This is a genomic window from Psychroserpens sp. AS72 (assembly GCF_038900375.1).
Lineage (GTDB): Bacteria > Bacteroidota > Bacteroidia > Flavobacteriales > Flavobacteriaceae > Psychroserpens.
Genome location: NZ_JBBMRC010000001.1, coordinates 244,935 through 260,084 on the forward strand (window position 1 = coordinate 244,935; position 15,150 = coordinate 260,084).

The window sequence follows — 15,150 nt, forward strand, 5'->3', positions numbered from 1 at the left end:
AATTTCGGGATTAAAATAAAAACTCCCAAATCAAAAGACTTGGGAGTTTTTTTATAGTTATTGTCGCTAGCGCTCGTTTGTAACGAATGCTTTATTCAGGTCTTGTGTTCATTCGTCAAAGACGAGCGCTAACGTTTTTTATAAGTTACATTTCCGAAGAAAACCTTAATTAGTAACCGAAATATTAGAACCAGAAACTGTAACGCGATATTCTTTAAGTCCGCATGGTAATTGTGAGCCAAGTGCTTGCCCAGTAAATAGATTGTATTTGTTCTCATCTGCACAACCACAAGTGACTTCTACACCATCACGTTGTAAAAAAGAGCACGTTTGTTGCACATGATTAGGATCTGCAGCATCCCAAGCTCTGAAATTATTATTACCAGTATTTATGATGTAAAATCCAGCGTTACCTTGATTCGCAACATATACAACTTCACTTGTAAACATCAATTGGCTATATTCTGGCAGGTTGAGATTTATGGAAGCATTCACACCAACATTGAGTAAAAAATTGCAATTATTTATAGTGTCATCGCCTTTACAATTGCTTAAAAATAAGAGAGGTAATATGAGAAGGAGCTTTTTCATAGGAGCGTTAATTTTTTGTTGCAATTTACAATATTTTAAATGTTGAATTAAATATTTTGTATCTTTGTATTGAATCTCGTTATAGCGGGATTTTTTCATTAGTCCCGAACTGGTTTCGGGATATTTTGAATATAGCTATTAAGTAAACGAATGAAATATGAGTAAAGCATCTTATTATACTCCTGAAGGGTTAAAAAAATTAAGAGACGAACTAAGACAATTAAAAGACGTAGAGCGTCCTAAAGCATCTCAAGCTATTGCAGAAGCTAGAGATAAAGGTGATTTGAGTGAAAATGCAGAATATGATGCTGCAAAAGAAGCTCAAGGCATGTTAGAAATGAAAATTGCTAAATTAGAAGACACATTGGCTGGAGCACGAGTAATTGATGAGTCTCAAATGGATACATCAAAAGCACTCGTATTATCTACAGTTAGAATTAAAAATCAAACCAATGGTATGGAAATGACCTATACTTTGGTTGCAGATGGTGAAGCAGATTTAGCGTCTGGTAAATTGTCTGTCAATTCTCCTATTGGAAAAGGGCTTTTAGGAAAGTCTGTAGGTGAAGTTGCAGAAGTTCAAGTGCCAAATGGTATTATGAAATTTGATGTATTAGAGATTACAAGATAAATGTATGCGCTTCGGAAATTGGCTTTAAATATAATTTTAGCCTTCTAAAGAAACGTAATTACTATTAAAAATTATAAACAAAAGATTCCTCTTCATGAGGAATCTTTTTATATTTATAGCAACCTGTCAGGTTGAGTGCAATTGAAACTACTTTTGATTTTGAAAAGACATGATTTTTCAACTGCTCTCAAGGTGATAAAAAACTTTAAATAATGGCCTCAATATTCACTAAAATTATCTCTGGCGAAATTCCTTGCTATAAAGTTGCAGAAACCGAAGACTATTTAGCCTTTTTAGATATCAATCCCAATGCTAAAGGTCATACGCTATGTATACCCAAAAAAGAAGTTGATAAAATTTTTGATTTAGATGAAACCTCTTTTCATGGTTTAATGGAGTTTTCACGACAAGTAGCAATTGCTTTAGAAAAAGCTGTGCCTTGTAATCGTGTTGGAATGACTGTTATTGGTTTAGAAGTGCCACATGCTCATGTGCATTTGATTCCTTTAAATTCTATGGAAGATGCGCGTTTTATCAATAAAACAAAATTAGAGAAAGAAGCGTTTGAAGAAGTTGCTGCTAGGATTACTTCGTTTTTGTAGATTAAAACTTCAAAACACCAAAAGCAAATAACAATACTACAACTAGTAAAACAACATCAACAATAACAATAATCCAAGCCAGTTTTTTTAATTTTAAAGATTTAGGTTTAGGAGTCGCTGCACGTTTTTGGTAGGCAACTACGCGATCTATTTCATCTGTCCATCTTCCAGGGAAAATAGCTGTATCACAAGTTTTACAATACATTTCATAAATAGTATCTTCAGTTATTGCCTTATAAAACGCATTTTCTACAAATCGCTGTTTAAATGTGAGTTCTAAACCGTTGTTAGAATAACATTCCGGACAATTATTATTGAGCTTTACTTCTTTTAAAGTGAAATAGTTTTGCTGTTTCATGGCTTGTGATTAAGCAATTAATTTTAATGAAATTTGCATGGTTGTTCCCTTTCCAATTTCAGAATGTAGTACTTTTATTTTACCATTATGATAATCTTCAATGATACGTTTGGCGAGAGATAATCCTAATCCCCAACCTCTTTTCTTTGTTGTGTAACCAGGTTGAAACACCGAATTATAACTTTGTTTAGAAATTCCTTTTCCTGTATCTTCTACAGTGATTTTCACATGTTTATCGTCATTGGTAATGACTAATTTTAAAGTTCCTCTTCCTTTCATGGCATCAATGGCATTTTTTACCAAGTTTTCAATAGTCCAACTAAATAATTGCTCATTTAAATTTACAAACAATTTCTCTTGAGGTGCAATAATTTCAAAGTCAATTAATTTTGAAGAACGTGCTTTTAGATACTCATAAGATTCAATAGTTTCTTGTACAATATCGCAACGTTTTAAAGTTGGTAATGAGCCAATTTTACTAAAACGATCTGTAATGGTTTGGAGTCTAGTGATGTCTTTTTCAATTTCAACTAAATATTCTGGGTTGACGTTTTCACTTCGTAAAATTTCAGTCCAACCAACTAATGACGATAAAGGTGTACCAATTTGATGCGCAGTTTCTTTTGCCATACCTGTCCACAGTTTATTTTGATCTGCTGTTTTGGTGCTTTTGTAAAAGAAATAAGCGACAGCTGCAAAAAGCATTATGATAAGAAGTAATGCTAAAGGATAATATTTAAGTTTGTTGAGAAGATTTGAATTACCGTAATAGAGGGTTTGTTTATTGTTTTCTATTTTAATGGGTATATTTTCTTTACCATATTTAGCAATAAGTTTTTTAAGGTTTTCATTTACATATTTTGCTTCTTTTATGTCATGTATTGAATCGACTTCAGTTTTGTTGATAATATTTCTATAATTCTCAACTGTAGAATCAGCATTAATAAGAATCATTGGAGTTGTGCTGTTATTGTTAAGTATTTTGAAAGCCAAATCTAAATCGGCAAACACATCATCGCTATTATTATTACTAGATTCCTCAAGGGCTTTAAAGATATTTCTTTGAGCAGAAGACGTTAATTCCATTTTGCTTCGTTCCTCATCTTTAAAATTTTGAAAAAACACATACGTATTCCAAAGAATAAGAGAAATAATAATAAAAGAAGCCACGATAATAATCCATCGTGTCATATTGCGGTTTATGGTTAATGCCATTAATTGATAATTTGATTTTTAAATATACTCAAAACTATTTGTTTTGACTATACTAACGATTTATGTTAATAATATTGTCTTGTTAGTGGGTGAATTCATTTTTATAGCGTTTACAATATAGTTACCTTTGCATTTCAATATCTTGAAACGGTTACATTTAACCATTAATTAAACTCATGGCATCATTTAATCCTAAAGACATTTCTACTGGCAAGTTGCATGGCTACTTATTAAGTGCTGTGGCTCCTAGACCAATTGCTTTTGCGAGTACGTTAGATGCTGATGGGAATCCTAATTTGTCGCCTTTTAGTTTCTTTAATGTGTTTAGTGCTAATCCGCCAATATTGATATTTTCTCCAGCACGTCGTGTGAGAGATAATACTACAAAGCACACTTTAGAAAATGTTGAAGTCACTAAAGAAGTGGTCATAAATGTGGTTAATTATGACATTGTACAACAGATGTCATTGAGTAGCACAGAATATGCGCAAGGTGTTAATGAGTTTGATAAAGCAGGATTAACGATGTTATCTTCGGAAATTGTAAAACCGTTTAGAGTTGCAGAGTCTCCAGTTCAATTTGAATGTAAAGTAAATGAGATTGTCCATTTAGGGACTGAAGGTGGTGCAGGAAATCTAGTCATTTGTGAGGTTGTTAAACTTCATATTGCTGATGAGGTTTTAGATGAAAATGATGTGATTAATCAAAACAAATTAGATTTGGTTGCAAGAGCAGGTGGAAGCTATTACAGTAGAGCTAATAAAGGGTTTTTTGAAATCCCAAAACCATTATCAACCTTAGGAATTGGTGTAGATAATATGCCTGAGGAAGTTAAAAACAGTATGGTTTTAACAGGTAATGATATTGGAATGCTAGCAAACGTAGAAGGGTTGCCAAATCAAAGTGAGATAGATGAATTTATTAACAATGTGAGTGAGCGTTATCCTAATATTAAGGAAAAGTCTCATCACGAAAAACATAAAATTGCCAGAAACTATTTGAGTTATGGTGATGTAGATAGTGCATGGAAATTGCTATTGTCGTAACATTAAAAGAAATTAAAATTTAATATAAGTAATACAAAAATGGAAGTACAAGGAAAAATCAAGATGATAGGAGAAACTCAAACATTTGGAAGTAATGGGTTTAGAAAGAGAGAATTAGTAGTCACTACAGAAGAACAATATCCACAACATATTATGGTTGAATTTGTTCAAGATAAAACAGATTTATTAAATAGCTACCAAGTTGGACAGGCTGTAAAAGTAAATATCAACTTAAGAGGTAGAGAATGGGTTAATCCACAAGGAGAGACTAAATATTTTAATTCTATTCAAGGTTGGAGAATTGAAGCTGCACAAGCTGCTGAAGGTAATAATGCACCTCCTGTTGCACCAACAGAAGCTTTTGAACCAGCAACTAACTTAAACGAAGAAGATCACGACGATTTACCGTTTTAATCTAACTAAATAATTGTGCACTGAGCTAGTGAAGTGTATCGTTATAAAGACAAAAGCCTCGATTTTAATTGAGGCTTTTATATGTTATAGAATTAAGAACTAAAATTTAATAATGCACTTTCTCTCAAATGAAATCGTATTTCCAGATGTGAGCTTAGCTTCTAAAGAAGGTATATTAGCAATTGGAGGCGATTTATCTCCAGAACGTTTATTGTTGGCTTATAAAAGCGGAATTTTCCCATGGTTTGATGATGAAGAACCGTTGATGTGGTGGTCGCCAGATCCTCGATTTGTTCTATTTCCGGAGCAATTGAAAATCTCTAAAAGCATGAAACAAGTGCTTAGAAATACCGATTTTGAAATCACCGTTAATAAAGATTTTGAATCTGTAATAAGTCACTGTTCAAAAATAAAAAGAGAGGGTCAAAAAGGCACATGGATTACTGAAAACATGAAATCAGCCTACATAAAATTACATGAGTTAGGTTATGCAAAATCTGTTGAGGTTTGGCTAGATAATGAACTCGTAGGCGGATTGTATGGCATTGATGTTAATAATGGTGTGTTTTGTGGAGAAAGTATGTTTAGTCTAGTAAGTAATGCTAGTAAAGTTGGTTTTATCACGTTTATTCAAAATTCAAATTATGAGCTAATCGATTGTCAAGTGTATACAAATCACCTTGAAAGTTTGGGTGCTCAAGATATCTCTAGAGAAGAATTTTTAAAATACTTATAGAATTAGGTTGTTGAGATTGCCTGCACTGAGCTTAGTCGAAGTGTTGAAACTAGACTTCATTATACCTAAAACAATTGACCTCATGATCGTTGACCATTCCTGTGGCTTGCATTTGCGCATAAATTACCGTCGAGCCTACAAATTTGAATCCGCGTTTTTTTAAATCTTTACTTATAATATCACTTAAAGGCGTATTTGCTGGTGCTTCTTTATAATTTTTGACTTTGTTTTTTATAGGTTTACCATCTACAAAATTCCAAATATATTTTGAAAACGACCCAAACTCATTTTGAATTTCCATAAATGCTAGAGCATTGGTTATGGTCGCATTTACTTTTAATTTGTTTCTAATAATGCCTTCATTTTGGAGTAGGCTATCAATTTTTTCTTGATTGTAAGTGGCAATCTTTTTATAATCAAAATTGTCAAATGCTTTTCTAAAGTTTTCACGTTTTTTTAAAACGGTAATCCAACTTAAACCAGCTTGAAACGTCTCCAGAATAAGAAATTCAAATAATGTGTCGTCATCCTTAACAGGAACTCCCCATTCTTCATCATGATACGCTTCATAAAGTTCATCACCTTTACACCATCCGCATTTATGCTTTTCCATAATAACTCTAGTTTAAATCAACTGAATTTTAAAAATAGTAAGTTTTTAGTAAATACTTCGTCTTAGAGAATAATATAATCGAGCAATTTCTATGACTATTATCATTTTCTTCGGAAATGAAAAAAGTTAAATTGCAAACCTAAATAAAATGAACATATTGGAAGATACATCAGTAAAGGAGATAATTACAGAAAGTTTAAAAAAAGCGATCTCGTATCAAGATTATCGTGATTTAGTAAAACAATTAGTTTTAGAAGAATCTACAACAGGAAATGAAAAAACCGAAGCTTTAGTTAATTATACCATGCTTAACGACAGGAGAATGAAACGTTGGGATAAGACGCTTAAAGTTTCCGAAGAGTTAAAAGAAAAAGTATCAAGTTTTCACGGAAATGTAACTTGGTTGGTCATTACAGAGAGTTGGTGTGGAGATGCGGCTCATGTCATTCCTGCACTAAATAAAATAGCAGAACTCTCGCCAAATATTGACTTAAAGTTAGTGCTTAGAGATGAAAATGAAGCCTTAATGGATGAGTTTTTAACCAATGGAGGACGCGCAATTGCTAAGTTGATTATGATTGATAATGTTACAGGAGACGTGATCAATACCTATGGACCAAGACCTACAGAAGCCACAAAATTGGTGAATGATTATAAAGAAGCGCATGGTCAATTAACTCCAGAATTTAAAGAGGATCTACAAGGTTGGTATAACAAAGATAAAGGTCAAAATGTAATGAAAGATGTTATGAGTTTATTGGGTATTTAGAGGTTACGATTTAGAAAAGACGTATTATTTTTCTTTGAAATAATACGTAATAGACCCAATTTGACTTTTTCGTTCCGCATCAGAAAAAATAGCATTTTTAGCATATTCTAATGCTGCATCAATTAAACATTGATTACTGCTAGATGACGATGAGTTGATATAAGTATCAGTGACTTGCCCTTGAGCATTAACAGTAATATTAACTACAATTTTTCCGCCAGTTTCACACAAATAAACAGGAGGAGGTAATTTTACTTTTTGTCTGTTTTTTAATGAAAATGACACACTACTATTCGAGTTTCTATCAATATTCTTGTCAGATTTTTTTGCTGTATGCATAGCAAGAACATCATTTGCTTTGTTAAAACGCAGACGTTCTTTTTCATTAAGCGCATATTGTTTTGAAGCCTGTGAAGTTGAGTTAGACGTTAAAACATCTTCAGGGTTTTCTGAGTTATCTTCAATAGCATCATCGTCTTGAGTTTGCTCTTTATGAGTTGGTGCATTACGCATTGTTTTAAAATTTCGCATCATCTCCTTAAACTCTTCATCCTCATTAGAAGCTTCATTGGTAGTCGCTTGTTTGCTAGCTTCAAGTGCTTTGAGTTCTTCTAATTCTTTTAACTCTTCTTCAGTTTGAGGTTCTATCTCGTAGTAACTTTCTGTAATTAATTCCGTGTGTTTTGTTAAGCTAAAACTAAACATACCAAGAACAAGCGTTCCTGTAATTAAGAGCGTAAAAAGTAATGCTTTATGTTTTTCAACAAAGTTCAAGTAGGCGAATTTAAATTAAGTTAGTTATTTTATATACGGTTAAAGTAAGAAAAAAGATTAAAAAAGCATAAACTCTAAGAAAATAGCAAAGCTAGATAATTTTTCAGTTTGCCTAAATCCAAAGCGTTTTCTACTAAAATCAAAACCAATTAAACAAGAGTTTTTAAAGTCATCATCATACATACGATAGCCAATTCCAACTTTATACATACTACCTTTTTCAAATACTTTACCTAAATCTACTAATTTTCCATAGCCACCTCTAATAAAGACTTGATTATCAAAATCAAAGATATTGTATGTGAAATCTAAATAAACAGGAAAGAAATTTATGTTTTGATCGAAGTAATGATCATACTCAACATTTAGCCCAAAACTTGACTTAGAATCAAATTGATAGCCTATTGTGTTATTTAAGAAAACTCCGTTGAGATTGATAAAAGATTGGTCATCATCATTTCCAATTGTATAATCTTCATTGGTCGTTAATGTGGCAGATAAAGATAATTTGTAAAACAATCCACTAGTTTTTTGATTGTCTTGAGCCTGTACAATTGTAAAAAAAAATACGAGAAGTAATGTAGAGAGAAGCTTCATAATTAGTTGAGATTAGAAGCAATGAAATCATCAATAATTATTCCGAAGAAAGAGAACTAATAAAATCTTCTGGTGAAACTGCGTTTTTAACATCATAGTCACCAATTTTTGTGCGACGAAGTACAGAAAGATGAGCTCCAGAGTTCAAGGCTTTTCCGAAATCGTGTGCCAACGAACGTATGTAAGTTCCTTTGCTGCAAACGACTCGGAATTCTATATTTAAACCATCTATTTTGGTGATTTCAAATGTTGAGATACTCACTTTTCTAGATTTAATTTCAACGTCTTCACCTGCTCGAGCGTACTCATACAATCGTTTTCCGTCTTTTTTTAATGCTGAAAATACAGGTGGAAATTGATTAATCTCTCCAATAAATTGTTGGGTTGCATTATGAATATGTGCTTCGGAAATGTGCTCGGTTGGAAATGTTTGGTCTATTTCAGATTCTAAATCATAAGAAGGTGTTGTACTACCTAAAACGAAAGTGCCTGTGTATTCTTTATCCTGACCTTGAAACGTATTGATTTGTTTGGTCATTTTACCTGTGCAGATAATTAATAAACCTGTTGCTAAAGGATCAAGCGTTCCTGCATGACCTACTTTTATTTTTTTGATGTTGAAAGCTTGCCTTATTTCCCAACGTAGTTTGTTAACAGCCTGAAAGGACGTCCATGTTAAAGGTTTGTCTATAAGTAATACTTGACCAGCTTGAAAGTCTTCTCCAGTCATCAATTATTTGTTTAGTAAAGCGAATGTAATAGCAATAATTCCAACAATCACACAGTAGATAGCAAAGTATGAGAGTTTACTTTTTTTAACTAAAGCAATCATCCAAGTGCAAGCAAATAATCCTGCAACAAATGCAGCGACAAATCCAATACCTAGACTCGTAAAGTTCGCACTATCATATGTTATTTCTCCGCCTAAAATGTCTTTGGCGATCTTTCCGAAGATAAGAGGCACAACCATTAAAAATGAAAAACGAGCAGCTTTAGTTTTATCATTACCTAATAAAACAGATGTAGAAATCGTTGCTCCAGATCGTGAAATTCCTGGAAGCATTGCCACAGCTTGAGAAATTCCAATGATAAAAGCATTAGAGAATGTTACTTTCTTGTTAGTGTCTTTAGCTCTGTCTGCTAAAAATAATAGTGCAGCTGTTACTAAAAGCATACAACCTACTAGTAGAATATTACCTCCAAATAATTGTTCTAACTGTTCTTCAAAAAAGAGTCCAACAATAACAGCAGGAATCATAGATAATGCAATTTTAGAAACAAATTGTAAATCGTCGTTCCACTCAAATTTTAGAACACCTTTTAAAAGACTAAGGATGTCTTTTCTAAAAACAACTATCGTACTTAAAGCAGTTGCAAAATGTAAAACAACAGTAAATAATAGGCTTTCTTTAGGTAGAGATTCGTCTCCTAAAATAGCTTTTCCTAATTCTAAGTGACCACTTGATGATACAGGTAAAAACTCAGTAAGACCTTGTATAATTCCTAATATAATTGAATCGATGATATCCATGAGGCAAAAATATTAAAATTACAGATATAAAGTCTATTATATATAGACGGATTTAACTTGAAAAAGTAGAATCTCTAATAATTAGGTTGCTTTTAATCTCTACGGTTTTGATACCAGTAAATTCATTAGGATTATCTATTTCTTCAATAAGATATTTTATTGCTGTAGAGCCTATGCGTTCACCTGGTTGATCTATAGTTGTAAGCATTGGCTCTATAATTGTTGAATGAATAGAATTACTAAATCCTACAACAGCAATTTCTTCTGGGATTTTAATTTTGAATTTTTTTAATGCTTGTACAACTCCAATTGCAGCACTATCGGTAATTGCAAATACAGCATCAGGTCTGTTTTTTAAGCTTAGTAATATGTTTGCCATACGCCTACCTTGTTTGAGAGTGATATCTTCAACACTCAAAATTATTTTTTCATCAATTGTAATGTTGTGCTCTTTGAGCGCTCTTAAGTAACCAGTATATCTTTTTTCAGAATTATAAGAATACTCACTTTCTTTAATGATGGCTATTCTTTTCTTTCCAATATTTATGAGATGTTCGACAGCATCAAAAGCAGCCTCTTCTTCATTAATGACAATTTGTGTGCAAGGGATTTTATTAGATACTTTGTCAAATAAAATTAAAGGTACAGTGTCCATGGTTTTAATAATGTTCTCAATGTTTCTAGTTCTTTTTGTGAGTGACATTAAAATACCATCTACTCCAAACTGCATCATAGTTTTAAGCATTTCTGTTTGTTTAGAAATGTCATTATCTGATTCTGAAATAATGACTCGATACCCTTTTATAGCTGCTTCATCTAATATACCTTTAAGTATTGTAGCTGTAAAATAATGAGTAATGCTAGGTACAATTACACCTATAATATTGGATTTGTGAGACCTAAAACCTTTAGCGAAGATATTTGGTACATAACTGAGATCGTTGGCTAACCGTTTTACTTTCTCTTTAGTTGATTCACTAATATCTGGATGATCATTGAGTGCTCTCGATACTGTTGAAATTGATAAATTAAGCTGTTTAGCAATCTCTTTTAGAGTGGTTATTTTCTTTTTCAAGGTATTTTATTTAAATGCAAACGTTACCGCAAACGTTTGCGTAGTTATTTGTTAATGTTTTGAGGTTAAAATTAACAAAATGACAATAAATTTATACAAATATTAACTAATTAATAATCCAATGAAGAAAATTTTACTATTGTTTGTGCTTTTAATAAGTACAGTTACTGTTTTTTCGCAAACAGAAATTAACGGAAAAGTAACTGATGATTCTGGAGTTCCTATTATAGGAGCTAACATTATTATCAAAGAAAGCACATCTGGAACAAACTCAGATTTTGATGGAAACTATAATTTTTCTACAAGTCTAACAGGAAGTCAAGTAATTCAAGTTTCTTATTTAGGTTACTTGACCTATGAAAAACAAATTAGTTTAGATGGAACAACATTAACAATTAATATCATCTTAGAAGAGGGAGGAAGTGCCTTAGATGCTGTTGTATTAACTGCAACATCAACAAAAAGGTCTCAAAAGGAAACACCAATGTCAATTACTTCTATTGGTGCTAAAAAATTAGCAACAGTCAATACAAGTAGTCAGGCAGATGTTCTTAGAAGTATTCCTGGAATTACTGCTGAAGGTGGTGGTGGTGAAGTAGCTTCAAACATATTTGTAAGAGGTTTACCTTCGGGTGGACAATACCAATTCAATCCTCTACAAATTGATGGGATGCCAGTTCTTAGTACGTTTGGACTAAATTCTTCAGCTCATGATGTTTATTTTAGGAATGACATTGGGATGAAAAGTTTAGAATTTGTAAGAGGTGGTTCTTCTATTCTTTATGGAGTTGGTTCAGTGGCTGGGATTATAAACTATACTAGTGTAACTGGTTCGTCACAATCTAAAACAACATTAAAGACAGAAGTTGCATCTAATTCAAGATATAAAGCAGATTTCGTTACTAGTGGTCCATTAGGAGGAGAGAATTCAAATACCTTTTATGCGATCTCTGGATTTTATAGATATGATGAAGGACCATTAAAAACAGGTTTACCAACCGAGGGTTTCCAATTAAGAGGTAACATCAAACACGTTACAGATAAAGGGTCAATTACCTTTTCAGGACAATGGATTGATGATGCGGTACAGTTTTTTTTACCTTACCCTTTAGAAGGAGGTTCAAGAAAACGTCCTACTGGAAATGATGGTCAAGAAATATTTACTTTACAAACAGCTGCTGCTTCTGATATTTCTTATGCTACACCAGATGGTATCTATAATTCTCCAATTGAAGATGGTGTTGCCACTTTGGGTGGGTATTTTTTGACAAACTTTAAACATCGTTTTTCAGATGATTTAAAGTTAGACGCAAAACTTAGATATTCTAAATATAAGCATCAATTTAATCTTTTCCTAGATGGTAGTGGTGTAAGTGGAGCTAAAGCAGTAGAAACACAACAAGAATATTTAGATGCAAGAGGTTTGACTTCTGGTGATTTTACATACCTAAATGGACAGCCTTTAGCTTCAAATGCCTTATTGTTTGAAAATAGAATATTAGATCGTAGTAGACCGTTACAAGAGTTAATGGCAGATATTAAGTTTACTAAAACTGCAGGAAATCATAATATTACTTTTGGAACTTTTATGTCTAGATCTGAAGGTGGTGATTTTAATGTTATAACTAATTATCTGGGAGAATATAATGACAGACCAGAGTTGATAAATGTATCTGGTTATTCTGTAAATGGTGTAACCAATAGAGGAACAGCTTACACAAATAGAAATGTTTCTAGTAATAAAATAGCTGTTTTTGTAGCAGATGAATTAAAACTTGAACGCTGGAATCTAGATTTTGGTGTAAGATATGAAAGAGCTTCAGGAGATATTGAAGTAGAAGGAACTCAATCTTATGTAGTAGATAATACAGGTATTGCAAATTTAGATAATGTAACTTGGGGTAACGGAAGTTTTACAAGAGGTCACGTCTCTGCAGATGATTTTGCAGTTGTTGTTGCTGGTTTATACAAAATCAATGATGACTTAAGTGCTTATGGAAACTTCTCAAGAGGATACTTTTTTCCAGAACTTAGAGGAACACAGTTTGATGATTTAGGCAACCCTTCTTCATATGATACTGAAAAAATTATACAGGGAGAATTAGGTGTAAAATACTCTAAGAATTCTTTCTCAGGAACAGCTGCGCTATATTCCGTAGGTCTTAAAGATAGACGTTCAATTAGTTTTGTTAATGCTCCAGGAGGAGGGTTTATTGAAGAAGTAGATACACAAGACACAAGTACTTTTGGATTTGAAGGAACATGGAGTTGGGCATTTTCTGAGAATTTTAATTTTGGTGGTTCATTAACTTACCAAGATCATGAAATCACAAAATCTGAAGCAGATTCTGAATTAGAAGGTAATGAGTTAAGAAGACAACCAAATCTATTGACTACATTATCCTTAGACTATGTGACATCTAAATTTGATGCAGGTGTAGTCTATAATTATACAGGTAAGAAATTCTCAAATGATTCTAATACTATTGAACTTGATGCTATTGGTTTAGCAAGTTTAAATTTAGGATACACATTTGAACTCAGTGATGATAATGAAACGCTTCGTTTAGGAGCACAAGTATTTAATCTTTTTAATTCTGACGGAATTACAGAAGGATCACCAAGATTAGGAAATAACCAAACCGAAGAAGAGTTTTTCGTTGGAAGACCAGTGCTACCAACAAGAGTTTTCTTTAATGCAACTTTTAATTTTTAAGTTTGAATTTGATTTAGTTTCACTAGAATACATTGATGTTATTCATAGGCATCAATGTATTTTTTATTTATTTTTCCTCAATGAAAAAAACATTACAACAAAAAGCAGAACATATTTTAGACTCAAACTTCAAAACCGAAGGTGAGTTTACCATTCCTTGTGAAAACTTATATCCATTCCAATGGTTTTGGGATTCAGGTCTAATTGCAATTGGCTTTGCACATTATGATATGCAAAAAGCTGAAAGGGAAATAAAAACCTTACTTAAAGCTCAATGGAGTAATGGATTCATTCCTCATATTATTTTTCATACTGAAACAGATAGTTATTTTCCTGGAGCAAACTTTCATCGCTCAGATTTACATCCAGAGTCTAATCCTAAGTATAAATCAACAGGAATGACTCAGCCTCCAGTAACTGGTTTTGTGCTAAAAGAAATTTATAGAATAAGTGAAGTTAAAGAATCGACACTAAAATTTATTGAAACACAAATTGATAAAGTATATGATAATCATCGGTATTTTTACGAAAATAGAGATCCTCAAAATGAAGGTTTAGTTTACATATATCATAATTGGGAATCGGGTACAGATAATTCACCTATTTGGGATGATATATGGGAAACCATGAATCCTCCAGAATATGATTTCGAAAGACGTGATACAACACATGTAGATCCTGAAGAGCGACCAAGCAAACGAGAATATGATCACTACTTACACATTATTGAAATTGCTAAAGCAAATAATTATAATGATGAGAAAATAGCAGAATTATCTCCTTTCTTAGTTCAAGATCCACTTTTTAATGCAATGTTGATTAAATCTAATGAGTCATTGATAGAGTTGTATAACCTTATTGGAGGTAATGAAAATAAAATTAAACAATTAAAAAAATGGCAACAAAAAAGTAAAACCGCATTTAATGATAAATTATTTGATGAGGAATTAGGTGCTTATGTTCATTATGATTTAAGAAATGAAAAAGCTTTAAGATATTTGTCATCATCATCATTTGCTCCATTATTTGCAAATATTCCTGACACAGAAAAAGCAGAAACGATGGTTGACGTTATGATGGAAAAATTCGGAAACGAAAATCAATACCTGTGTGCGTCATTTGACCCAACAAGTGAACGCTTCAATCCAAAAAAATATTGGAGAGGTCCAGTTTGGGTAAACCTTAATTGGATGCTGTATAATGGGTTAAAGCAATATGGTTTTAATGATATAGCCGAACGTGTTAAAACAGACACAATTACTATAATAGAAAATAATGGGTTCTACGAATATTTCGATTCAAGAAAAGAGATGCATAAGGATAATAAAGCAGGTTATGGTGGGAATAATTTTTCTTGGACAGCAGCTTTGTTAATCGATTTATTAAATGAATAATTTTTTAAACATTGATATTGTGATTATTGGTTTAAGTCCTATTGTTGACAATACGTTTAATGTAGAAATAATGAACCGTGGAGGTTGT

The 15,150-nt window shown here is 32.3% G+C and carries 17 protein-coding genes; 8 read left to right on the top strand and 9 right to left on the bottom strand.

All coding sequences use genetic code 11. The features are described from left to right. Positions 1 to 165 precede the first annotated feature (165 nt). Positions 166 to 591: a hypothetical protein gene (locus tag WNY78_RS01035; protein WP_342871320.1), complete on the bottom strand. Its 426-nt coding sequence runs from the start codon at positions 589 to 591 to the stop codon at positions 166 to 168. A gap of 157 nt (positions 592 to 748) precedes the next feature. Here WNY78_RS01035 and greA point away from each other — a divergent pair, with 157 nt between their 5' ends. Together greA and WNY78_RS01045 are read left to right on the top strand one after the other, a co-directional pair. Then, positions 749 to 1,222, top strand: coding sequence for a transcription elongation factor GreA (gene greA, locus WNY78_RS01040; protein WP_342871321.1), 474 nt, complete (start codon positions 749 to 751; stop codon positions 1,220 to 1,222). Between the two features lie 212 nt (positions 1,223 to 1,434). Then, positions 1,435 to 1,824: an HIT family protein gene (locus tag WNY78_RS01045; RefSeq protein ID WP_342871322.1), complete on the top strand. Its 390-nt coding sequence runs from the start codon at positions 1,435 to 1,437 to the stop codon at positions 1,822 to 1,824. A gap of 1 nt (position 1,825) precedes the next feature. Here the strand turns inward: WNY78_RS01045 and WNY78_RS01050 are convergent, their stop codons facing one another. Beyond that, a complete protein-coding gene (locus WNY78_RS01050; protein WP_342871323.1) occupies positions 1,826 to 2,182 on the bottom strand; it encodes a hypothetical protein in 357 nt (118 codons plus the stop codon). A 9-nt stretch (positions 2,183 to 2,191) separates the two neighbouring features. Further along, a complete protein-coding gene (locus WNY78_RS01055; protein WP_342871324.1) occupies positions 2,192 to 3,397 on the bottom strand; it encodes a HAMP domain-containing sensor histidine kinase in 1,206 nt (401 codons plus the stop codon). A 176-nt stretch (positions 3,398 to 3,573) separates the two neighbouring features. Here WNY78_RS01055 and WNY78_RS01060 point away from each other — a divergent pair, with 176 nt between their 5' ends. The 3 genes from WNY78_RS01060 (at position 3,574) to aat (ending at position 5,593) form a co-directional block, all read left to right on the top strand. Continuing rightward, positions 3,574 to 4,443 carry a flavin reductase family protein gene (locus tag WNY78_RS01060; RefSeq protein ID WP_342871325.1) on the top strand — a complete coding sequence of 290 codons (870 nt, stop codon included), beginning with the start codon at positions 3,574 to 3,576 and terminating at the stop codon, positions 4,441 to 4,443. A 39-nt stretch (positions 4,444 to 4,482) separates the two neighbouring features. Beyond that, on the top strand, positions 4,483 to 4,857 hold the full coding sequence (locus WNY78_RS01065) for a DUF3127 domain-containing protein (protein ID WP_342871326.1): 375 nt from the start codon (positions 4,483 to 4,485) through the stop codon (positions 4,855 to 4,857). 112 nt (positions 4,858 to 4,969) lie between these two features. After that, the gene (gene aat / locus WNY78_RS01070; protein WP_342871327.1) at positions 4,970 to 5,593 is read left to right on the top strand and encodes a leucyl/phenylalanyl-tRNA--protein transferase; all 624 of its coding nucleotides are present in this window, start codon (positions 4,970 to 4,972) and stop codon (positions 5,591 to 5,593) included. A 49-nt stretch (positions 5,594 to 5,642) separates the two neighbouring features. On the opposite strand, the gene WNY78_RS01075 is transcribed toward aat, so the two are convergent. Continuing rightward, positions 5,643 to 6,206, bottom strand: a complete 564-nt coding sequence (locus WNY78_RS01075; protein ID WP_342871328.1) for a DNA-3-methyladenine glycosylase I — start codon at positions 6,204 to 6,206, stop codon at positions 5,643 to 5,645. Positions 6,207 to 6,354: 148 nt separating this feature from the next. On the opposite strand from WNY78_RS01075, the gene WNY78_RS01080 reads away from it, so the two are divergent. Next, positions 6,355 to 6,975 (top strand): thioredoxin family protein, encoded by a 621-nt coding sequence (locus WNY78_RS01080; protein ID WP_342871329.1) that lies wholly within the window; start codon positions 6,355 to 6,357, stop codon positions 6,973 to 6,975. A gap of 24 nt (positions 6,976 to 6,999) precedes the next feature. On the opposite strand, the gene WNY78_RS01085 is transcribed toward WNY78_RS01080, so the two are convergent. Genes WNY78_RS01085 through WNY78_RS01105 form a run of 5 tightly spaced genes read right to left on the bottom strand, consistent with a single transcriptional unit; the run spans position 7,000 to position 10,952 of the window. Further along, positions 7,000 to 7,749 (bottom strand): hypothetical protein, encoded by a 750-nt coding sequence (locus WNY78_RS01085; RefSeq protein ID WP_342871330.1) that lies wholly within the window; start codon positions 7,747 to 7,749, stop codon positions 7,000 to 7,002. A gap of 57 nt (positions 7,750 to 7,806) precedes the next feature. Next, positions 7,807 to 8,346: a hypothetical protein gene (locus tag WNY78_RS01090; RefSeq protein WP_342871331.1), complete on the bottom strand. Its 540-nt coding sequence runs from the start codon at positions 8,344 to 8,346 to the stop codon at positions 7,807 to 7,809. A 37-nt stretch (positions 8,347 to 8,383) separates the two neighbouring features. Then, positions 8,384 to 9,076 carry a tRNA pseudouridine(55) synthase TruB gene (gene truB, locus WNY78_RS01095; protein WP_342871332.1) on the bottom strand — a complete coding sequence of 231 codons (693 nt, stop codon included), beginning with the start codon at positions 9,074 to 9,076 and terminating at the stop codon, positions 8,384 to 8,386. A gap of 3 nt (positions 9,077 to 9,079) precedes the next feature. Further along, a complete protein-coding gene (locus WNY78_RS01100) occupies positions 9,080 to 9,877 on the bottom strand; it encodes an undecaprenyl-diphosphate phosphatase (RefSeq protein ID WP_342871333.1) in 798 nt (265 codons plus the stop codon). A gap of 52 nt (positions 9,878 to 9,929) precedes the next feature. Further along, a complete protein-coding gene (locus tag WNY78_RS01105; protein ID WP_342871334.1) occupies positions 9,930 to 10,952 on the bottom strand; it encodes a LacI family DNA-binding transcriptional regulator in 1,023 nt (340 codons plus the stop codon). A 121-nt stretch (positions 10,953 to 11,073) separates the two neighbouring features. Here WNY78_RS01105 and WNY78_RS01110 point away from each other — a divergent pair, with 121 nt between their 5' ends. Together WNY78_RS01110 and WNY78_RS01115 are read left to right on the top strand one after the other, a co-directional pair. Then, entirely contained in the window at positions 11,074 to 13,668 is a 2,595-nt protein-coding gene (locus WNY78_RS01110) for a carboxypeptidase-like regulatory domain-containing protein (protein ID WP_342871335.1), read from the top strand. An 80-nt stretch (positions 13,669 to 13,748) separates the two neighbouring features. Beyond that, positions 13,749 to 15,062, top strand: coding sequence for a trehalase family glycosidase (locus WNY78_RS01115; protein WP_342871336.1), 1,314 nt, complete (start codon positions 13,749 to 13,751; stop codon positions 15,060 to 15,062). Positions 15,063 to 15,150: the final 88 nt, after the last annotated feature.